The 20,918-nt window shown below is 49.1% G+C and carries 20 protein-coding genes and 1 other annotated feature; of the genes, 18 read left to right on the top strand and 2 right to left on the bottom strand.

The genetic code is table 11. The features are described 5' to 3' along the window. The first annotated feature begins 28 nt into the window (after window positions 1-28). From B8987_RS17695 to B8987_RS17655, 9 genes are all read left to right on the top strand, one after another. Window positions 29-277 (top strand): YlmC/YmxH family sporulation protein, encoded by a 249-nt coding sequence (locus B8987_RS17695; RefSeq protein ID WP_020374587.1) that lies wholly within the window; start codon window positions 29-31, stop codon window positions 275-277. A gap of 265 nt (window positions 278-542) precedes the next feature. Next, on the top strand, window positions 543-1,340 hold the full coding sequence (gene pgeF / locus B8987_RS17690) for a peptidoglycan editing factor PgeF (protein WP_037912465.1): 798 nt from the start codon (window positions 543-545) through the stop codon (window positions 1,338-1,340). After that, window positions 1,325-2,011, top strand: coding sequence for a YggS family pyridoxal phosphate-dependent enzyme (locus B8987_RS17685; RefSeq protein WP_084661854.1), 687 nt, complete (start codon window positions 1,325-1,327; stop codon window positions 2,009-2,011). The genes pgeF and B8987_RS17685 overlap by 16 nt, the downstream gene beginning before the upstream one ends. A 21-nt stretch (window positions 2,012-2,032) precedes the next feature. Further along, a complete protein-coding gene (locus tag B8987_RS17680; protein WP_020374590.1) occupies window positions 2,033-2,470 on the top strand; it encodes a cell division protein SepF in 438 nt (145 codons plus the stop codon). After that, on the top strand, window positions 2,467-2,757 hold the full coding sequence (locus B8987_RS17675; RefSeq protein ID WP_028962347.1) for a YggT family protein: 291 nt from the start codon (window positions 2,467-2,469) through the stop codon (window positions 2,755-2,757). Before B8987_RS17680 ends, B8987_RS17675 begins: the two co-directional genes overlap by 4 nt. Before the next feature lie 15 nt (window positions 2,758-2,772). Continuing rightward, the gene (locus tag B8987_RS17670; protein WP_020374592.1) at window positions 2,773-3,240 is read left to right on the top strand and encodes a DivIVA domain-containing protein; all 468 of its coding nucleotides are present in this window, start codon (window positions 2,773-2,775) and stop codon (window positions 3,238-3,240) included. Window positions 3,241-3,552: 312 nt separating this feature from the next. Further along, window positions 3,553-3,770: a binding site (T-box leader), on the top strand. Window positions 3,771-3,804: 34 nt separating this feature from the next. Then, window positions 3,805-6,540: an isoleucine--tRNA ligase gene (gene ileS / locus B8987_RS17665; RefSeq protein WP_084661853.1), complete on the top strand. Its 2,736-nt coding sequence runs from the start codon at window positions 3,805-3,807 to the stop codon at window positions 6,538-6,540. Further along, on the top strand, window positions 6,540-7,007 hold the full coding sequence (gene lspA, locus B8987_RS17660) for a signal peptidase II (RefSeq protein ID WP_051351044.1): 468 nt from the start codon (window positions 6,540-6,542) through the stop codon (window positions 7,005-7,007). The genes ileS and lspA overlap by 1 nt, the downstream gene beginning before the upstream one ends. After that, window positions 6,988-8,007 carry an RluA family pseudouridine synthase gene (locus B8987_RS17655; protein ID WP_084661851.1) on the top strand — a complete coding sequence of 340 codons (1,020 nt, stop codon included), beginning with the start codon at window positions 6,988-6,990 and terminating at the stop codon, window positions 8,005-8,007. The genes lspA and B8987_RS17655 overlap by 20 nt, the downstream gene beginning before the upstream one ends. On the opposite strand, the gene B8987_RS17650 is transcribed toward B8987_RS17655, so the two are convergent. Then, window positions 7,990-8,952: a mechanosensitive ion channel family protein gene (locus B8987_RS17650; protein WP_076007264.1), complete on the bottom strand. Its 963-nt coding sequence runs from the start codon at window positions 8,950-8,952 to the stop codon at window positions 7,990-7,992. The genes B8987_RS17655 and B8987_RS17650 overlap by 18 nt on opposite strands. 283 nt (window positions 8,953-9,235) lie before the next feature. Between B8987_RS17650 and pyrR the strand changes: the two genes are divergently transcribed. From pyrR to pyrE, 9 genes are read left to right on the top strand one after another with little or no spacing between them, the layout of a single operon-like run. After that, on the top strand, window positions 9,236-9,793 hold the full coding sequence (gene pyrR, locus B8987_RS17645; protein WP_028962342.1) for a bifunctional pyr operon transcriptional regulator/uracil phosphoribosyltransferase PyrR: 558 nt from the start codon (window positions 9,236-9,238) through the stop codon (window positions 9,791-9,793). Beyond that, entirely contained in the window at window positions 9,793-10,710 is a 918-nt protein-coding gene (locus tag B8987_RS17640) for an aspartate carbamoyltransferase catalytic subunit (RefSeq protein WP_084661849.1), read from the top strand. Before pyrR ends, B8987_RS17640 begins: the two co-directional genes overlap by 1 nt. Further along, the gene (locus B8987_RS17635; RefSeq protein ID WP_028962341.1) at window positions 10,700-12,004 is read left to right on the top strand and encodes a dihydroorotase; all 1,305 of its coding nucleotides are present in this window, start codon (window positions 10,700-10,702) and stop codon (window positions 12,002-12,004) included. Before B8987_RS17640 ends, B8987_RS17635 begins: the two co-directional genes overlap by 11 nt. Continuing rightward, entirely contained in the window at window positions 12,001-13,089 is a 1,089-nt protein-coding gene (locus tag B8987_RS17630) for a carbamoyl phosphate synthase small subunit (RefSeq protein WP_084661847.1), read from the top strand. Before B8987_RS17635 ends, B8987_RS17630 begins: the two co-directional genes overlap by 4 nt. Further along, entirely contained in the window at window positions 13,082-16,294 is a 3,213-nt protein-coding gene (gene carB, locus B8987_RS17625) for a carbamoyl-phosphate synthase large subunit (protein WP_084661845.1), read from the top strand. The genes B8987_RS17630 and carB overlap by 8 nt, the downstream gene beginning before the upstream one ends. A 1-nt stretch (window position 16,295) precedes the next feature. After that, the gene (locus B8987_RS17620; protein WP_084661843.1) at window positions 16,296-17,075 is read left to right on the top strand and encodes a dihydroorotate dehydrogenase electron transfer subunit; all 780 of its coding nucleotides are present in this window, start codon (window positions 16,296-16,298) and stop codon (window positions 17,073-17,075) included. Next, on the top strand, window positions 17,075-18,031 hold the full coding sequence (locus B8987_RS17615; RefSeq protein WP_084661841.1) for a dihydroorotate dehydrogenase: 957 nt from the start codon (window positions 17,075-17,077) through the stop codon (window positions 18,029-18,031). Before B8987_RS17620 ends, B8987_RS17615 begins: the two co-directional genes overlap by 1 nt. Further along, window positions 18,021-18,734, top strand: a complete 714-nt coding sequence (gene pyrF, locus B8987_RS17610) for an orotidine-5'-phosphate decarboxylase (RefSeq protein ID WP_051351041.1) — start codon at window positions 18,021-18,023, stop codon at window positions 18,732-18,734. Before B8987_RS17615 ends, pyrF begins: the two co-directional genes overlap by 11 nt. After that, window positions 18,731-19,306: an orotate phosphoribosyltransferase gene (gene pyrE / locus B8987_RS17605; RefSeq protein ID WP_084661839.1), complete on the top strand. Its 576-nt coding sequence runs from the start codon at window positions 18,731-18,733 to the stop codon at window positions 19,304-19,306. Before pyrF ends, pyrE begins: the two co-directional genes overlap by 4 nt. 4 nt (window positions 19,307-19,310) lie before the next feature. Here pyrE and B8987_RS17600 read toward each other — a convergent pair whose 3' ends face one another. Continuing rightward, complete coding sequence (locus tag B8987_RS17600; RefSeq protein WP_084661837.1) at window positions 19,311-20,894, bottom strand: Rqc2 family fibronectin-binding protein; 1,584 nt, start codon at window positions 20,892-20,894, stop codon at window positions 19,311-19,313. Between the last annotated feature and the right edge of the window lie 24 nt (window positions 20,895-20,918).

Below are 20,918 nucleotides of genomic sequence, written 5' to 3'. Positions count from 1 at the left end.
TTCATATGGTATAGCGGGGGGATGCCATATGGTGAAGACCTCCGAGTTGCGGACCAAAGACGTCATCAATATAACCGACGGGCGCCGTTTAGGCTTTGTCGGTGACTTGGAACTAGATCTTGAGCGCGGACATATCAAGGCCGTAATCATATTAGGTTCCAGTCACTTGTTAGGATTGTTTGGACGTGAACGGGACACCGTGATTTCGTGGGAGCAAATCCGAAAAATTGGTCACGACGTCATCTTGGTGGAAATGGCTCCATCCCCAGAAGGATAAGATCATGGAGGTACGGATGGGTTTGGCCACTCCACGAATTGTGGTTTCTGTTCCTCACTAAGATACAACTGTCGCCTCGTCATGAGAATGGAGAACGTCCCGATCCATTCTCAGGAGGCGATTTTATCATGTCAGCAACAAGCCCGGTCTCGGCTCTTAGGTATGTTAGAATAAATGGGTCATATTCAAGGCGGCGGGGAAAGGGATGCCTTACACGCTGTCTTATCTTGCGGTAAGTGGACATTAGGGAAGGTAGGACCATGTTATGACCCGTTGGATCCGTCATAAATCCCCCTACCTCAGTTGGCAGGTCACAGAGGGGATTCAGGCGATATTTACTACACGGCAAGGGGGCGTATCATTTTCTCCATTTGATACGTTAAACATATCTTTTAATGTGGGGGACTTGCCATCAGCTGTGATGGAAAATAGACGCAGGGTTTTGGCAGATATCGATCATGATCTGTCACAACTTGTCATGGCCGAGCAAGTACATCATAACCAGGTCGCATGGGTGTCCCCTCATGATGCCGGGGCCGGTGCCATGGCATCAAGAACAGCTCTTCCGGGATTAGACGGTCTGTTGACTCATAGTGATCGTGTGGTTCTGGGGATGGGATTCGCAGATTGTGTGCCCATTTTCATTGCGGTACCGCAGGATCATGTCGTGGGACTTCTCCATGCGGGATGGCGAGGAACCGTACGCGGGGTGCAGCGTCAAGCAATTGAGCTTCTTAAAGAGGAAGGCATCGATCTTCATCAGATCCACATTGGTATTGGCCCTTCCATTGGTCCATGTTGTTATGAAGTGGATGAACGCGTGGCTAATGAGTTTCGCGCCCAAATGGGAGGAGATGCACCGCTCGTGGCGACACGGGTGGGACATTATTTGCTGGATTTGTGGGAGGCCAATCGGCAGCAGTTAGTAGAATTAGGAATTCCCGACGCCAATATTGATATTTCCCGATGGTGTACGGCTTGTCACGGTGACCAATTTTTTTCCTATCGTCGTGACCATGGTCGCACCGGGCGGATGGGAGGATTTATATGTATGAGCAAATAACGGAAAATGTGCAACGGATTCTCGAAATGATTCACCGAATACGGCCAGGGGAAACGGTAAAGCTGATGGCCGTGACCAAAACACGGACCCGGGAGGAAGCGTTAATTGCTTTACAAGCCGGGGCTCATTTATTGGGAGAAAATAAAGTGCAAGAAGCCCTCAACAAATTCTCCGAGAAACCTCCCGCTCCGCTCCATATGATTGGACATCTGCAGACGAACAAGGTAAAATATGCCATAGATCTTTTTGACGCCATTGATAGTATTGACAGTGAACGCATTGCTGACGCGTTAAATCGTCGCTTGAAAACGCCAATGCCGGTTATGCTTGAAATTAATGCCGGCAAGGAACCCAGCAAAACCGGGATGTTTTTCGAGGATGTCCAACATTTTTTGGCCAAGGCCGAACAGTGGAAGAATTTGCGTTTCATAGGCATGATGGCACTTTTTCCGGCAGCAGCAGACAAAAGTTCTGACGAAAAGAAAAAAATTCGTGATCTCATGAAGGAAACTGGCGAATTATGGCGAATTGCTCAACAAGAGGGATTTCCTTGGGCACCTCTTACCGAACTATCGATGGGCATGTCTGAGGATTATGAATGGGCCCTAGAGACGGGAACGACAATGATTCGACTCGGAACCGCGATTTTCGGCCCAAGGCCAAAAACCTAAGTGATGCGAGGAGGGGCTATCGTGAAGGCAGGTATTGTAGGAAAGTTTCTTAATTTTGTCGGGCTTGAAGAAGTCCAAGAAGAGGAATTAGACACGCAACAAGTAGCGGCCGCTTCGGATTGGGAAGATGAGGTTCCGCAAAAGAAACGGGGGAGTTTAGTTAGCTTGCCGGGAACCCGCGGATTTCGGGTGGTAGTCATGCATCCGAGAACGTTGGAAGATGGCCAGGCTATAGCCGACCAAGTTAAAGGGCGTCGACCCGTTATTGTCAACTTAGACTTGGCGGAAGAGCGTGCTGGTCAGCGGCTTTTGAATTTTCTCTCAGGGGTTGCGTATGCTCTTGATGGAGGATTACGTAGGGTCGGAGACAATATTTTTCTCGTTACCCCCAATAATGTTGAAGTCGCCAGTGAAGATCACGATGAAGCGCCAGGATGGACACGGAGCTTAAATAAGTGAGTATAATTTTTACACACTTAGCAGAAACTGTGCATATTCTGCAAGACGTGTTTTATGTCGTGCTGATGATCCGGATTGTTGCCTCTTTTTTTCCTCCCCGGACGGCGGGGCTGTGGGACAAAGCAACGTATATTTCAACGCAGCTAACTGAACCGATTTTAGCCCCGATCCGGCGAAGGGTGCCCTTAGTCGGGATGTTGGATTTATCGCCATTGATTGCGTTTTTTCTGGTGGATATTGCATCCTATCTTTTAGTTACTTTATTTTTATATTTGGCAAGGTTTTAAGCGCGGGAGGATTTTATGCCACTGACACCTTTAGACATCGTAAATAAAGAGTTTAAACATGGATTTCGTGGATACAATGAAGACGACGTCAACGAATTTCTCGATGAAATTGTTCGCGACTATGAAGCGTTAATCCGAGAAAACGACGAATTGAAGGAAAATACGTCGGGAATGACCGAGCGTCTTGAACAGTATCGTAAATTGGAAGCAACCTTGCAAAACACACTCGTGATTGCGCAGCAGACGGCAGAAGAGGTGAAAGCGGCAGCGCGAAAAGAAGCTGAACTGATTGTGCGAGAAGCAGAAGCCAAAGCGGAAGAGATTATCCGCAATGCCGAAGCACGCGTGCGTGAAGCGGAAAATCAGTTGTCTCAACTTCGCTATGAGACGGAAAAGTTTCGTGCCCAAATTAAAAGTCTGTTAGAGGCTCAGTTGCGGTTGGTCACTGAAGGTCCGTTATTGCAAGCTGCTGTAGAATCGTAAACCCGAAGCGGGATTGCCCGCACGCCTAAATGTGTTACAATAACTGAACAAATGCCCGTGTATTCCTCGTTTCAGGTGATGCTGAACGAGGATAAAAGCGGGTTCGTCCGGTAGGACGTTCGATTGTCTGTTCTCACCATGATTTTCTTTGGGTACAGGACCCCATGGTCTTAATCGATGCCCGGGGAGATTTAGGATAAAACGTAGGATGACTACCGAGGCAATGGTTGCAGAAAACAGGATTTTTGTGGAAGTGATTTCACAAAACCCATGCCACTCGGTAGGGTTAACTGACGGGAACATTTATCATTTAAGAAAACGATGATTGGGACACGGGTCGTTGGACTCATGGCATAGAGAACTGAGCAGATGGTGGAAGCCAGTCCAGAAGTCCACGAACTCATCCCCCAGGAGTGCTCGGGCGAATCCTATATAGTAGTTCGAGCCGGTTATGCCCGTTACGCATCTGAGAGCCTGATACCTTCTTGGTGTCAGGAATGAGGGTGGTACCGCGGCACAACGTCCCTTTTGACAGGGGCGTTATTTTTTTGGTGGAGGGACATTATGGATTACAGGAGTACATTACGTTTACCGAAGACAGCCTTTCCGATGAAGGCCAATTTGCCGGGACAAGAACCGCAGTGGTTGGAAAAGTGGGCCAAGGATAATGTTTACCAACTGCAACGTCAAGAACGCGCTCATGAGAGGAAATTTGTCTTGCATGACGGCCCACCCTATGCCAATGGTGACATTCATACCGGTACCGCATTAAATAAAATTCTTAAAGACATGATTAACCGGTACTGGTCGTTGGCCGGGTTTGATGTCGCCTATGTGCCGGGATGGGATACCCATGGATTGCCAATCGAAATGCGCGCATTGAAAAAGCTTGGCGTGTCTCAGCATCAAATCGATTCTTTGGCATTGCGAAAAGAATGTGCCGAGGTGGCGCGTCATTATATTCATGTGATGACCGAAGAATTCCAACGCTTGGGGGTCATGGGCGATTGGGAGCATCCTTATATCACGATGAGTCCGGAGTATGAAGGCGCTGAACTAGAAATTTTTGCCTCAATGGTGGAAAAAGGGCTTATTTATCGGGATTTGCGGCCTGTATATTGGTGCCCGCATTGCGAAACCGCATTAGCGGAAGGCGAAATTGAATATCATAACCACAAATCCGATGCCATCTATGTCGCGTTCCCGGTTAAGGATGGGAAGGGGATATTGCCAGACAATACTCGTGCGGTAATCTGGACGACGACACCGTGGACCATTCCGGCCAATGTGGCGATTAGCCTCCATCCGGATTTGCTATATGTCGTATTAGAGACCGAACAAGATGGCCGGGTATTAGTTGCGCAAGACTTGACCGATCGGTTAATTGCCCTGATGGACTGGAACGTGTTAGGAAAATATGGACCATGGTCGGGACGTGAACTAGAAGGCATAGTCACACAACATCCTTATTTACACCACGATGTCCCCCTGATTCTTGGAGAACATGTAACCAGTGAAAGTGGAACAGGCCTCGTGCATACAGCGCCTGGACATGGAATGGAGGACTTCGAGGTTGGTAAAGCCTATCAATTGCCAATCGTTCAACCTCTGAATGACCAAGGACGTTTTGTGGAGGGGACGCCCCTGGTCGAAGGACTATTCTATCAGGATGCTAATGCGGTGGTCATTGACCGACTGAGAGAGGAAGGGCATTTAGTTAAACATGAGCCCCTTAATCACCAATATGCGTACTGTTGGCGATGTAAGAATCCCGTCATTTTTCGGGCCACCAAGCAATGGTTTTTGTCTATTGATCGGTTACGAGATAGTCTTAAAGAAGCGACCTATCCGGTGAAATGGGATCCCGATTGGGGCGGGGAACGCATGCGCCAAATGGTCGAAAATCGCCAAGACTGGTGTTTGTCTCGGCAGCGTGTCTGGGGGGTCCCGATCCCCGCATTTTATTGTGAAGAGTGTCATTCCGCAATCTTAGAACCCTCCTTGATTCGCCATGTGGCCCGGATTATCGCTCAAGAGGGTTCCGATGCGTGGTGGGAACACCCGGCCCAATACTTCCTGCCTGAGGATTACCAGTGTCCTTATTGTGGTAGCCATGAGTTAACTCAAGAACATGATGTGTTTGATGTGTGGATGGATTCGGGATCTTCTCAAGCGGCGGTGTTAGCAGGGCATGCCAATTTAACATGGCCTGCGGATGTTGTGCTGGAAGGTAACGATCAATATCGGGGCTGGTTTAATAGTTTGTTAACCACGGCGGTAGCTGCGAAGGATGAGGCACCTTACCGTATGGTGTTGACCCATGGCATGGTTCTCGATAAATCGGGTCAAGAAATGCACAAATCGCTGGGGAATACCATTGATCCGCTTGATATTGTCAATCAGTACGGCGCGGATATCTTGCGGCTTTGGGTCGCCAGTTCCGAGTATCGCAATGATGTCAGAATTTCCGATGAAATTCTTCGGCAGTTGTCGGAAAGCTACCGGAAGATTCGTAACACCTTTCGGTTTTTATTAGGAAATCTGGCCGACTATGAGCCAACGACAGCTCCTCGCACACTGGAAGATCCCTTAAACCGTTGGATGGTTCACGTCATTAATGAATGGATGGGGGAAGCGCGAGTAGCCTATGAATCTTACACCTTCCATCAAGTCGTGCACGGGTTGGTTCGGCTCGTAACCACGGAACTGTCTAGTTTCTATTTGGACGTCATCAAAGACCGTCTATATACGTTAGCTGTAGACAATCCGTTACGGCAGGAAACAGTGCATGTCTTAAAGTATATTGCTGATGTTTTGGTCCGTGTCATTTCGCCTATCTTGGTCTTTACCAGCGATGAAGTGTACCAGTATCTTCCGAAAGAACCGGACGCGCCCGTGTCTGTGCATTTATTGCGATGGCCAGAACCTTGGGCGATTGGTTATGGCAGTGATGAAAAAGCGCGGATGTCTCGCCTTTTAGCCTACCGGGAAATCATTCTCAAAGCTCTCGAAGGTTTAAGAGCTAACAAGACCATTGGGAACTCGCTTGAAGCCATGGTTCACTTAACTGTCCCGGCAACAGATCCGGCCCTGACTGACGACGATCAGCGCCTTCTGACGGAAATGGTTATGGTTGCTCATATTGATGCCGTGCAAGGATCAGAATTGGCTTGCCATGCCGAAAGAACATCATGGCCACGGTGTGAACGGTGTTGGCGGTATACGCCTGACGTAGGCCACCACGCTGATTATCCCGATTTATGTGAGCGGTGTTATGACGTATTGAAGGAGAGTTTGTAATGTCCAAACCGGCTTTGGGCATTGTTGTGATTGGAACAGTGATATTGGCGTCAGACTTATTGATTCAATCTCGCGTTTCCGCCACCATGGTGCCCGGTCAGAGTATTCCTATTTTGCCACCCGTTTTGTCCTTGACCTATGTCTTGAATAATGGGGCAGCGTTCAGCCTTTTGCGAGGCGGAACGCCCCTCTTTATTCTTGTGGCTTTTGCCCTCTTAATTGGCATTGGCATTTACACGTGGCGTCATCCCCACATGCCGTCTCTGATGGTTATTGCCTTGGGATTATTAGCTGGGGGTTCGGCCGGAAATTTATGGGATCGAATCATCTGGGGACGTGTTATTGACTACATTCATGTCATCGATTGGCCCGTCTTCAATTTAGCTGACTCGGCCATTGTGGTGGGCATGGGTTTGCTCGTCTATTATTATTGGAGGCTAGACAAAAATGGCGAGTCTTCATCCTAAGACACCAACAAGCTTTCAGGTATCTCCCGACATGGTAGGGATGCGACTAGATCGGGTTATCTATGAATGGAATCCGGAACATTCGCGCACATTTTGGCAGCGGCAGATTCAACAAGGGCACGTTCGCCTTAATGGGCGAACGGTGAAATCGGGAACTATTGTTCAGGCAGGCGATGAGATCATCATTGATTTCATCGAAAAGCCCGCACCCCTTCCTCCTCTCATCGAGGGGACCGTAGATACCGAATGGATTGTGTATCAGGATGATTATTTGATTGTTGTCAATAAACCAAGACATCTTGTGGTGCATCCGAGTCGCGGTCACGAAAATGATAGTGTGGTGCATCGGCTATTGCCATTACTCCCTCATCAAGGGGACGACTTTAGGCCAGGGGTGGTTCATCGTTTAGACCGGGATACCACTGGCCTATTGGTCTTGGCACGGAGCGAAGATGTCAAGGCGAAATTGTCCCAAATGATTCAACAACGCCAAGTTCACCGGGATTATATTGCGGTCATTCAAGGACACATGACGCCTAGCAATGGTATTATCGATGCCCCTATCGGGCGGCACTTACGTAACCGTTTAAAAATGGCCATTGTGAAAAATGGTCGGGAGGCAAGAACCCGTTATTATACCTTAGCCACTTGGGGATCCCAAAGTTTAGTGCAATTATCCTTAGAAACGGGACGAACGCACCAAATTCGCGTTCATCTCAGTTCCATGGGTCATTATGTTGTGGGAGATCCTTTGTATGGTCCCGCCTCCGAAACGGGTCCTGGGCAATTACTGCATGCGATGCGACTAGCGTTTTTACATCCAGTCACTCATGTTCCGTTGTGTTTTTGGACTTATCCTCCCAGTGATTGGGGCAAAGCTCTATGCGATCTTAAAGATCCTAAAATCGTTTCTGAGTTTGTTTTTCATATGTCCTCGTCGCCTTGTCCCGACATTAAAACATACCAGTTATTAATAGACGGTTTAGGCCTTGCTCTCTGACTTCTTTACATCACCGTCCTCACCCTGTGCATCAGGATTTATTGCAAGTTCGTGTTTATATTTTTGAATAATGGGAACCAGATGGCTGAAAATTCGATGCCGAATTTCGTCATCGGCGTTCGAGTGCGCGTCAACAACAATTAAGAGAGAATATGTAGAAGGGGTAACATCGATAATCTGAGGATGAACTCCTGAATAGCCTAGAGTTTGAAGCATTTTTTCCGCCTGTGGAAGCAATTTGTGAGGATCCAAATTGATGTCTACGTCAAAACGGATTCGGATAGCTCGTCGTGTTGTTCTTGATAGGTTTTCAACAGCGGCTTGAATGATGATGCCATTAGGAAACGCGAGGACAGGCCCATTATCGGTTAAGACAGACGTATACATAAGAGTAATGTCGATGACCACTCCAGAATAAGCTGGTTTCGTCGCTTCATGGGGAAAGGTGGGCCATATGACAGGATATTGCGAGGAAACAATGTTGACCCGATCTCCTACTTCAAAAGGATGAAAAATAATTAATGCGATACCGGCAATGAGATTGCCGAACATCGTCTGTCCAGCTAGGCCAATAATTGCTGTCACAAACGCTCCACCAAACACTACGGAAGAGAGCCCAACACCAAATGCGGCCAGAACCGACAAAATTACGGCAAACAGTAGCAGTAAACGAATAATGAAACGCAACGAGGTTGTACTTTTGGCGCCCAAAGTACGTGAAGTCAATTGAAAAAGATAACGTTCCAACAAGTAAGAAATGGCGCCACCAATCATTAATACGATAAGTGCTTTGATTGGTCCAGCAATCGATTTGGGAACAATATGTAACGGTCCTTTGGCTTGATCAACTAAAATGGCTAATAAGATGCCGATAATTAACAAGGCTATGATTAAAATGCCAGTTTTGCGCCAAAGTCGTTTGAGATCGCCGTTATGTTCAGCCATCTGATCCTCCTTAACCTGCTACACATTTTTACCCTATCACAATCTTCACCCGGGGGTAAACTGTGGGCCTTTGTCCGGTCGACATGACAAATTTCGCGAAATCCATCAATTTCAGCAACATGCCTCTTTACCAACGGCAATGAGTGGATTATTATAGGAGTTGGGTACACTTCCTTTAACACCAGTCCCGTGAGGCTGGAAAGGGGCAAATACCAAGATTTTTTGCTCTGGCCTTCGGGTGGCTAGAGTATTTTTTTTGGCCAATTGCCCAAGGAGGGTTTTTATGAAACAGGTCGCCCTATTGATGGACGAAGATGCAATACGCCGCGCCCTAATGCGCATTGCTCACGAAATTGTGGAGCGCAATCATGGTGTGCACAATGTGAGTTTAGTCGGGATTCGCAGGCGGGGCGTGCCCCTAGCCGAGCGCATTGCCGCAAATTTGGCCTTGATAGAAAATGAAACACTGCAGGTGGGAATTCTCGACATCGGGTTGTACCGCGATGACTTGGCCCATCGGCCTTTTGCACCAGTGAATCAAACATCGATAAAAAGCGCCATGATCGATAAACGCGTGGTTGTATTAGTCGACGATGTGCTTTATACCGGACGTACGGTGCGTGCTGCGCTTGATGCGTTATCAGATTTTGGGCGGCCTAAAGCTATTCAATTAGCGGTCTTAATTGATCGGGGACATCGTGAACTGCCCATTCGAGCGGATTATGTGGGGAAAAATGTGCCTACCGCCCGCTCGGAGCGCATCCATGTGGAAATGCAGGAAATTGACGGGGTTGATCGCGTATATGTGGAAAAAGTTCCCATGGTAGAAGGAGAGGAATAATGCACGATCTACTGACATTAGAAAGTCTCTCCGAACAAGATATCGTCGATTTACTGGATCTCGCGCAAAATATGGTCGAGATATTGGACAGGCCTATTAAAAAAGTTCCGACGTTGCGCGGAAAATCTATTGTAAACCTATTTTTTGAACCCAGTACCCGGACCCGCAATTCTTTTGAATTAGCCGCCAAATATCTGAGTGCTGACGTCATTAATGTGCAGAAATCGGGATCGAGTGTCGAAAAAGGGGAAACCTTATGGGATACAGCCCGGAATTTGTCGCAAATGGCAGTAGATGCCGTCATTATTCGTCATCAGGTATCCGGAGTGCCCCAACAGTTAGCTGAGATTTTGGATATTCCGGTGATTAACGCGGGCGACGGTAGCCATGAGCATCCCACTCAAGGTCTTCTCGACGCCCTGACGCTACGTCAAGCTAAAGGACACGTGGCGGGATTGAAAGTGGCGATCGTGGGCGATGTGTTGCACAGTCGGGTCGCTCGCTCGGATATTTGGGCATTGTTGGCGCTGGGAGCCCGGGTGAGCATTGTCGGTCCACCGAGTCTTTTACCGAGTACGTATGAAGAGTTGGGCGTTGAGGTTACCACCGATTTGAAAGAAGCCTTAGAGGATGCCGATGCCATTCAAGTGTTACGGTTGCAAAAGGAACGGCAAAGTACGGGTGAAATTCCCTCATTGTGGGAATACCGCTTGCGCTGGGGTATCACGCGAAAAACCCTACAGTATGCCAAACCAGATGCTGTGGTTCTTCATCCTGGTCCACAAAATCGTGGCGTCGAAATCGATTCGGATGTTTTGGATTCTTCACGGTCCTACATTTTGCAGCAAGTGCGCAATGGGGTAGCGGTCAGAATGGCCGCGCTATTTCGGTTATTAGGAGGTGGCCATGACGAATAAGGATGAAACGTGTTGGCAGATACAAAATGTACGCGTGATTGATCCGTTCCGCGGCATTGATAGTGTGGAAGACGTGTTTGTTGTTAATGGCCACATTGCAGAACGCACGGAAGCCGCAGGTTGTCAGGTTATCAATGCTCGAGGATTATGGTTGGTTCCACGGCTTACGGATATGCATGTTCATTTCCGTGATCCGGGTTTGGAATATAAAGAAGACTTATTCTCCGGAAGTCAGGCTGCGGCAGCTGGTGGATTTACAGTGGTGTGCACCATGCCCAATACACGTCCCGTTGTTGACATTCCCAGTTTGATTCATTGGCAAATAACCCGGGGTAAGGAAATTGGTTTAGTGCATATCCTGCCAATTGGCGCGATTTCCAAAGGTCAACAAGGGTTAGAATTGGCTGATCTCTATCAGATGGCGGAAGCTGGGGCCGTGGGTTTTTCTGATGATGGTCATCCTCTTGTGGATAGTCGCATTATGCGTGCAGCCTTGAGTTATTCGCGGACGTTAGGACGCCCCATCATTCAGCATGCCGAAGATCCTTTGTTGGCTGCAGGTGGTGTCATGCATGAGGGAAGTATTTCTCATCAACTTGGTCTAGCGGGGGCACCTGATGAAGCGGAATCGGTGATGGTATGGCGTGATGTCGAATTAGCTGGGTTGACCGGGGGCATCTTACATGTGGCGCATATTTCCTCGCCGGGTTCATTGGAAGCGTTAGACTATGCTAAGCGCCGTGGGTTGCGAGTGAGCGCTGAAGTGGCACCGCATCATTTATTTTTGACCGATGAGGCGGTACGTGAATGGAATTATAATCCGGTGACCAAAGTGAATCCGCCTTTACGGCCGGACACGACCCGGCAGTTATTAATTCAAGCGGTAATAAAAGGGCTTATTACTGTGATTGCGTCCGATCATGCTCCCCATCATGAGGACGAAAAGAACCAGTCGTATAAAGATGCGCCATTTGGCATTAGCGGCTTAGAAACCTTTGTGGGAACGATCTTCCGAGTGTTTTTGGACGCGGGGCTACTCGACCCCTTGCATCTCTTTCGACTTATCACCGTAGGCCCTCAAGAAGTGTTAGGTCTTGATTATCCAGGCCTCATTCCCGGGGCGTCAGCGGACTTCACCTTGATTGATCCGCAAATGACGTGGACTGTCGACGGACAACAATTTTATTCCCGAGGGAAAAATACGCCTTTACAAGGGACAAAACTTAAAGGGCGTCCAATCGCCACGATGCTAGAGGGTCGATTTACCATGCGGGATCAGGAGGTGCTGGTGTGAAAGGCGCATTGTTTTTTGAAGATGGGACAATTTTCGAGGGACGATTGATCGGGGATATCACACGCGGTGTGGCGGGGGAAGTGGTTTTTAATACCGCCATGACCGGGTATCAAGAGATTTTGACGGACCCCTCGTACTTTGGCCAAATTGTCGTTTTGACCTATCCCCTTATCGGTAATTATGGGACGTTCGCTGACGCGGCGGAATCCTTATTTCCGTGGGCGGAAGCGGTTGTTATCAAACATGATGCGCCCATTCCCTCTCATTTTGGGGGCGCCGAAAGTTTTGATGCCTATCTCAAGCGCTATCACAAATGTGGATTAGCGGATGTGGATACTAGGGCGCTCACCTTGTATATTCGGCAGCGGGGAACCCAGCACGCGGTACTGGGGCCAATCGAGATGACGCAAGAGCAACGAGAAGCGTTGTTTGCCGGGATTGACCTGTCTCAAAGTGTCTATCAAGTGACTACGCCCCAAGCATATTCTTTAGGTCATGACGGTGATGGGCTCCATGTCGTGGTGATTGATTATGGAGCGAAAAATTCTATTATGGCGCAACTCGTGAAACGCAACATGCGGGTGAGTGTGCTGCCTTGCACCATAACTCCCGAAGAACTGGCTCATTACGCTCCCGACGGTGTGGTGCTATCAAATGGTCCAGGTGATCCCAGTGATTTTACGGATCTACTGCCTACCGTGCGCTACGCCATTGACCATTATCCCACCTTGGGCATTTGTCTTGGCCATCAATTAATTGGTCTGGCTGAAGGGGCACCCACATATCCGTTGAAATTCGGCCATCATGGCGCTAATCATCCCTTGTTAGATCATGTGACAGGAAAAGTGTTGATTACATCACAAAATCATGGGTATGCCGTGGACCCGGCGCCGCTTTTGGACCGCTACCATATACGATTGACGAATTTGCATGATCAGACCGTCGAAGGATTTCAGCATAAAGAGAAGCCTGTTCTTACTGTACAGCATCATCCGGAAGCGGGTCCAGGACCTTGGGATTCTCATTATCTGTTTGATGAATTTTTAGATACGGTCATTCAACGAAAGGGGTTAACGAATGCCTAAACGATCGGATATTCATAAGGTCTTGGTCATTGGTTCGGGACCCATCATCATTGGGCAAGCGGCTGAGTTTGACTATGCCGGAACCCAGGCATGTCGAGCTTTAAAAGAAGAAGGATTAGAAGTTGTCTTGGTCAATAGTAATCCGGCTACGATTATGACTGATTTGTCGGTGGCAGACGTTGTCTATTTGGAGCCTCTTACGGTGTCTTTTCTTGCCTATATCTTAGGGAAAGAGCGCCCTGATGGGGTGTTGGCAACGCTGGGAGGTCAGATGGGCTTAAATTTGGCTTCGGAACTCGGGCGTACAGGGGTGCTCACTGACCTCGGTATTCCTTTGTTAGGCACTCCTTTGTCGGCTATCAAAATGGCCGAAGATCGGGAAGCCTTCCGCAATCTGATGATCGAGTTGGGCCATCCTATTGCCAGAAGCCGAACGGTTACTACTGTAGAAGAAGGAATTGTATTTGCCCAGGAGATTGGGTATCCGGTCGTCCTCCGACCTGCTTATACCTTGGGAGGAACGGGGGGCGGATTTGCCCATAACGACGAAGAATTGTTAGAACGCTTACCCCATGCGTTAGCCTTGAGTCCTATTACCCAGGTTCTCGTGGAAGAATCGATTGCCGGATACAAAGAGGTCGAGTATGAAGTCATTCGAGACCAGGTTGGTAATACCATTACGGTTTGCAATATGGAAAATTTTGATCCGGTCGGGATTCATACCGGTGACTCGATTGTTGTGGCTCCTAGCCAAACCTTAACCGATTATGAGTACCAAATGCTGCGTACGGCAGCCATCGACATTGTTAGCCACTTAGGAGTCGTAGGAGGCTGCAATGTACAGTTCGCCTTACATCCCGATGGACGTTACCGGGTAATTGAAGTGAATCCTCGGGTCTCCCGGTCGAGTGCTCTGGCCTCAAAAGCGACGGGATATCCGATTGCGAGGATTGTCTCCAAAATCGCGATCGGCTTGACGCTGCCTGAAATCGCTAATCCCGTGACGGTGAATACCACAGCAGCCTTTGAACCGGCCCTCGATTATGTTGTTGTCAAAATTCCACGGTGGCCATTTGACAAGTTTCCGACGGCCGAACGGCGGTTGGGTACCCAAATGAAAGCGACGGGCGAAGTTATGGCCATTGACCGTACCTTCGCTGGTGGTTTGCAAAAAGCCGTGCGATCTTTGGAAATTAAGCGCATCTCGCTGAACCGACCAGACTTGGAGCAACGGTCCGATGAGGAGATTTGGGCGGGCATTGTAGAGGTGACGGATGAACGCTTGTTTTTCGTTGCGGAGGGTCTCAGACGCGGGTTTTCCGTTGAAGAGATTGCTCGCCGGACGGCCATTGACCGCTGGTTTGTGGAGGGAATTGCCGATATTATTGAGACCGAATCCTGGATTCGGCAACATCCTAAGAGGTGGCTCGAGCGTGCTCGCGAACTAAAACAAAAAGGTTTTGCCGATCAGAGGATTGCGGAATTAATTCATTCTACCGAAGACGAAGTTCGGCGTCTGCGCATCGCTTCTGGTATCATACCCACCTACAAAATGGTGGATACCTGTGCCGGTGAATTTCCTGCGCAAACTCCTTATTATTACGCCACCTATGAGGAACAAAACGAGGCAGAACCTCTCGATGGCCCGAAAATTCTCGTCATTGGGTCAGGACCTATACGAATCGGGCAAGGGATAGAATTCGATGCCGCAAGTGTTTATGCGCTTAATGCGTTGCGACGGCTGGGCTATAAAGCAATTATGGTAAACAATAACCCGGAAACGGTGTCGACTGATTTTAATGCCTCAGACCGTTTGTATTTCGAACCGATTACGCTGGAAGATGTTTTGAACATTGTCGACTGGGAACAGCCAGATGGCGTTGTCGTGCAATTTGGCGGACAAACGGCTATCAATTTGGCAGAAGCACTAACAAGACATGGAGTAAAAATCGTCGGAACCGATTTAAGGGGCTTGCAACAAGCGGAAGATCGGGAATTATTTGATGAGCTATTAGAGGAACTACACATCAAACGACCGCCTGGGTTGGCCGTGACAACCCCGCATCAAGCTTTTGAAGCCGCCGAAAAAATTGGGTTTCCGCTTCTCGTACGTCCCTCGTATGTGCTGGGGGGACGAGCCATGAAAATTGTCGAGGACCGAGCACAATTAGAACGTTACTTGCAGGAAAACCACGAAATGGGAGCAGACCAGCCGCTTTTGATGGACCGCTATATGAGTGGGCTCGAGTTGGAGGTCGATGCGGTGAGTGACGGACGGCGTGTGCTTATTCCCGCCGTCATGGAACATGTGGAACGGGCTGGTGTGCATTCTGGCGACTCTCTAGCGGTGTTGCCACCCGTGCGTGCTTCTGAAAGTATTATTGACCAAGTTGTCGACATTTCGACGAAACTCTGTCGTGGCCTAGGTGTGAAGGGACTTTTAAATATTCAGTTTGTGGCGGTAGACAATCAAGTCTATGTTATCGAAGCCAATCCCCGCTCTAGCCGAACCGTCCCCTTTGTCATTAAAGCCACGGGCGTACCCTTAGTGGATTTAGCGATGGAAGCCAGTCTCACCGGCCATTTTGATGAGCGGTGGGGCGAGGGATTATTAGCGGCACCCGATCATTTTTCTGTGAAAATGCCCGTATTTTCCTTTGCCAAACTCGGGCAGGTCGATGCCATCTTAGGCCCTGAGATGAAATCGACGGGTGAAGTTATGGGGATTGACCATGACTTTTCTAGCGCCCTTTATAAGGCATTGATTGGCGGGGGATTCCGCTTACCAGCCGGAGGAAAAATTCTGGTGACTATCGCCGATGCCGACAAAGCTGAGGCTTTACCCTATTTACGTGAATTAGCCAACTTAGGTTACCGGTTGTATGCGACTTCCGGAACTTTGGCCATGTTATCGGCCCAAGGAATTCCTGCCACGCCTGTTTACAAAATTCGGGAACGACGACCCCATTTGGTGGATCTTATACACCAAGGCCAGTTTGATTTGGTCATCAATACCATTACCGTCGGCGGAGACCAGGAACGGGAAGGGTTTCTCATTCGCCGGACAGCCGTGGAACAAGGCATCTTGTGTTTCACCTCGCTGGATACGGTTCGCGCCGCTATTGAGGCCCTTAAAGGGCGTCAACGGCAAACATTTTCAGTGCATCCTTTGAACGAGTGGTTGCACGTAGGACAGGTGAGATAGTATGGCGATTGAGAATAACTGGTCCAAAAGTCCCATCATAGAACGGACTGACGTGGCAGATTCTCACGTGGAATTGATACTAAAAAGCCCGGAACTGGCGAAAGCCACTCCTGGGCAATTTGCCCACGTGTTGACACCGGGAATGTTAAGACGGCCGATATCGTTTTCCCGTATAGACAGAAGTCAGGGCGAAGTGGGCATTTTATTTCAAATCGTTGGTTCAGGCACCCAGTGGTTAGCACAGCGTCAAGTGGGAGAGAGCCTCGATGTGTTAGGCCCATTAGGACACGGCTTTCCCGCTCCCGATCCGTCTAGACCATGGGTTCTTGTAGGAGGTGGGGTCGGCATCCCTCCACTGTATAGTGCCGCAGAGACGTGGATTTCAACGACCCCAAATCCACCTTTTGTCATTATTGGTGCCAGAAAATCCGCGTGGATATTGATGGAAGAGGATTTTAAGGGCCTAGGATTAGCGGTGGAAGTGACGACAGATGATGGGAGTGCGGGTTATCAGGGTACGGTTATCGGGCCGCTTGAACAATGGCTAAGCCGACACGAGAACGCCCAAGTGTATGCGTGCGGTCCGACTCCCATGCTGAAAGCTGTTGCCAATCTGGTCCAAGGACAGGTGACGGCTTACCTGGCTTTAGAACAACGCATGGGGTGTGGCATTGGGGCATGTTTGGCCTGTGTGGTCCCAGCGAGAGGAGAAAAAGGTCTATCTTACCGGCGCGTGTGTACAGAAGGTCCCGTGTTTCGAGCAGAGGAGCTGATGTGGTAATGGATTTGCGTGTCATTTTGCCCAGAGGATTGGAATTAGCTAATCCGGTTATGGCTGCGTCTGGAACCTTTGGTTTTGGTCCGGAGTACAGTCAATTTGTCAACATTGATGCCTTGGGCGGTATCAGTGTAAAGGGGGTATCCCCAGAACCGTGGACCGGCAATCCACCCCCGCGAATTTGGGAAACACCGATGGGACTTTTAAACTCCATTGGATTACAAAATCCCGGCGTGGATGTTTTTATTGAAAAGGATTTGCCATTTTTAAGACAGCATCAACCCCGTGTGATCGTCAACATCATTGGTCATACGGTGGATGAGTATCAACGGGTGGCTGAACGGCTGGATGGACTCGATGGCGTCCATGCCTTGGAAGTGAATATTTCCTGTCCCAATATCAAAGAGGGCGGTATGAGCTTTGGACAAGATCCGGACCAAGCCTACGCGGTGACCCACGCGGTCCGCCAAGTGACCAACCTGCCCATCATGGTCAAATTGTCTCCCAATGTGACCTCACCCGTACTTATTGCACAAGCCATAGAAGCGGCAGGGGCCGACATGATTTCTGCGATTAATACCGTAGTGGGATTAGCGATTGATATTGATCATCGGCGCCCCGCTTTGGGAGGTATCACGGGGGGATTATCTGGTCCGGCGATTAAACCGGTGGCCTTGCGTATTATTTATGAAGTCGCCCAGGCTGTTCACATCCCCATTATTGGAATGGGGGGCATTGCCAGCGCCACGGATGTCTTGGAATTTTTGATGGCGGGCGCGAGTGCCGTCATGGTAGGGACCATTACCTTTCAATATCCAGACCGGATGAATCAAATTATTAATGAACTGCCGCAGGTTCTACAAGCCCATGGATTTACGTCGTTGCAAGAGGCTGTGGGGGCAGCCTTGCCCGGCAAATCTACGTGGCCTCTCAAAGAGGAGATTCCGTATGAATCCTAATTCAGAAAACCCCAAAGTCACGCGTTTTTGGATTGCCTTAGACGTAGCAGACCAAAACCTGGCAGAACAATGGATGGCCCGCTTTCCTCATCATAAACACTATAAAGTCGGCATGGAGCTGTTTTACCGGACCGGACCGGATGTGATCAAAAAATGGATTGAGGAAGATGGACTATCGATCTTTTTAGATCTCAAATTGCATGATATTCCTCGAACTGTGGCGGCAGCCGTCTCACAGCTCGATGCGCTGGGAGTCAGTTTGACCACCATTCACTTGATGGGAGGTCGGGCCATGTGTGAAGCGGCAGTTCAAGCCCGGACTCATTTAAGTCTTGTCGGGGTGAGTGTGTTAACGAGTTTAGGCAACGATGATTTAACGATGATCGGCATCTCATCGAACGTGAGTGACCAGGTTAAGCGGTTAGCCGCAATGGGTCGGGATACAGGACTTGACGGGATCGTTTTATCGGGGCAAGAGTTAACAGTTCTGAGTCCTTGGTGGCCTGAGGCACGCTTTGTCGTACCGGGGATTCGAAGGGCATCGGACGCCTCAAATGACCAAAAGCGGATAATTACTCCAGAACAAGCCGTCAAGCACGGTGCAACGGATTTAGTGATTGGGCGGACATTGTTGAAGGCCGAGGATCCCATGGCGGCCTACCAAGAATTGACCAAGTTAGTGCAAGGAGGCAGGAATTCGTGAGTACAGCTGGAACATTGGAGGATTTACGGGAGATCGGCGCCTATTTGCAAGGACATTTTCTTTTGACCACGGGTCGTCACAGTGACACGTTTTTTCTGTTAGCTCGCTTAACCGAAAGGCCAGACAAATTGGTCGCGTGGATTTCCCTGTTGCAAGAACAAATGCAGGACATCGAAGCGCGTACCGTCGTCGGACCAGCGATGGGAGGCATTATTCCTGCTTATCAATTAGCCGCCCTAAGACCATCCAATCGGGTGATCTTTGCTGAAAAAGGTGAAGGCGGCAAAATGGTGTTTCGCCGGGGCTTTCAATTAGAACTTGGGGAACCCGTAATTATTGTCGAGGACGCGGTAACCACCGGAAGTTCCGTGAACAAGGTTATTGATGCGGTAAGGGATCAAGGAGCCCATGTCGCCGCCGTCGGATGCTTGGTTAACCGGACCCAAAACCAAAGTGTTCCCTGGAGAGTCCCGTTTTTTTCGGTCTTAAACGTCAGCGGCATTCAAAATTGGGCCCCTGATGACTGTCCCTTATGTCGCCAGGGAATCCCTCTGACAAAGCCCAAACAGTAATGCCTTAATCGATTAATTTGTCAGGCGTTGCCCCAAGACGCCTTAGCCTTTCGGGATCAGGAGTCACGTACAGCGTTTTTTCGCGTTCATAAAGCACTTGCCCCATGTCGGCATGCGGACGTTTTCGGACAAATTTGCGTTTAGTGTAATCCACAGCTACCGTTGATGAGTGTTTGGCGGGGCTGTAATAGGCAGCGAGGTGGGCCGCGTCCAACAGATCCTCCAGGTTAGGTTGGCGTTTTCCACTAAACAAAACCACGTGCGATCCTGGGGCTTGTTTGACGTGAAACCATAAATCATCCGGCCGAGCGCGACGCATGGTTAATTCCTGATTTTCTTCGCGGTTACGTCCGACGAAAATGTCAAAACCGCCGGTGCTAACAAACCGCCGAAATGGCTGATTTTCCAGTTGTTTGGATCGCGTTGGTGATGCAACCTGTTTTAATTGGTCGCGGTAATAGGAGATGGGATGATTTTGCTGAGCTAAATTCAATGATTGTTCAGCATGGGTGAGTTCTTCCCGCAGGATTTCCGCTAACCGCGAACTGGCGGCAACGCGGCTCTTGGCTTTTTTGTACAGTCTATAGCATTGTTCTGCCATCTCGGCTGGAGTCTTGTCTTCAGGGAGCACAAGGGTAACGAGGCGCGAAGGATCCGCAAAGGACGGGATGGTGAGTTCCTGGTGATTCTTAAACTGATACTGATAGGCCAACCACAAATCTCCTTCATCTTTCCATTTTTCTACGTCCTCTTGCTGACTTTCTTCGGTTTCAGCCAATTTGGTACGTAGATGCTGAACCCGGTCTTTCCAATACGCGACGAGTTGTTGTTGGAGATTGATGCGTAGCCGTTCCTGTTCTTTCTCAAAAAATAGATTATCCAAGATCTCATCAGGATTTTCCACAAGTTCAGATTGCCACCCTGGCAACGGAAAAACCCAGAGATCTTCGACCTCATCGTGGTGAAGATAAACAAAGGGCAGAGTGGACGTGGTGTATTGTCGGCAAAATGCTTCGAGTGGCCACTGTCCGGGTTCTGGTACGAGTTTGCGGATCAAAGGCGAGATATCGCTCAATTGATGGGTTTGACAGGCATTGGGCAGTGGAGGAGGCGCTTGATAGTGTTGCCCAGGTCGAATAACCCGCTGATGATTTTTGTCCTGAAAGTGGCGCAATGCTTCCAAAATTTTATATTCGGCATCGAGGATGATCAGATTGGTTATGTGTCCCGTAAGCTCGATCACTAAATATCCATAGCTAGGCTGTCCCCAATCATCCGTCCAATGCACTTTCAGCCACAGAATTCGGTCAAATGCCGGGGTGAACACGGCGTCAACGGTTAAGGGCAAAAACCGCGTAAAAAGAGGATGGGTTGCTTTGGGCAATTCAAAGCGATGATGAGTTTCATGTATGCGGGCAAGCCCAGGTGTGAAAGCTAATAAAATGAAAACCTTTTCGTGGGAATTTTTGTGCCATCCTTGAAAGATCACGTGAGTTTTATCCGCCCAAGCTGCGGAGAGTTCGACATCTTGCCAGCGTGTATTCCAATGGTGGGCTAATCGCTCAAGTAAAAAAGCGTCAAAAGGCATTTTGAACCTCCGGAACAGATTTCA

The organism is Sulfobacillus thermosulfidooxidans DSM 9293 (genome assembly GCF_900176145.1).
In the GTDB taxonomy this organism is placed as follows: domain Bacteria; phylum Bacillota; class Sulfobacillia; order Sulfobacillales; family Sulfobacillaceae; genus Sulfobacillus; species Sulfobacillus thermosulfidooxidans.
This window is presented reverse-complemented; position numbering and strand designations above follow the sequence as displayed.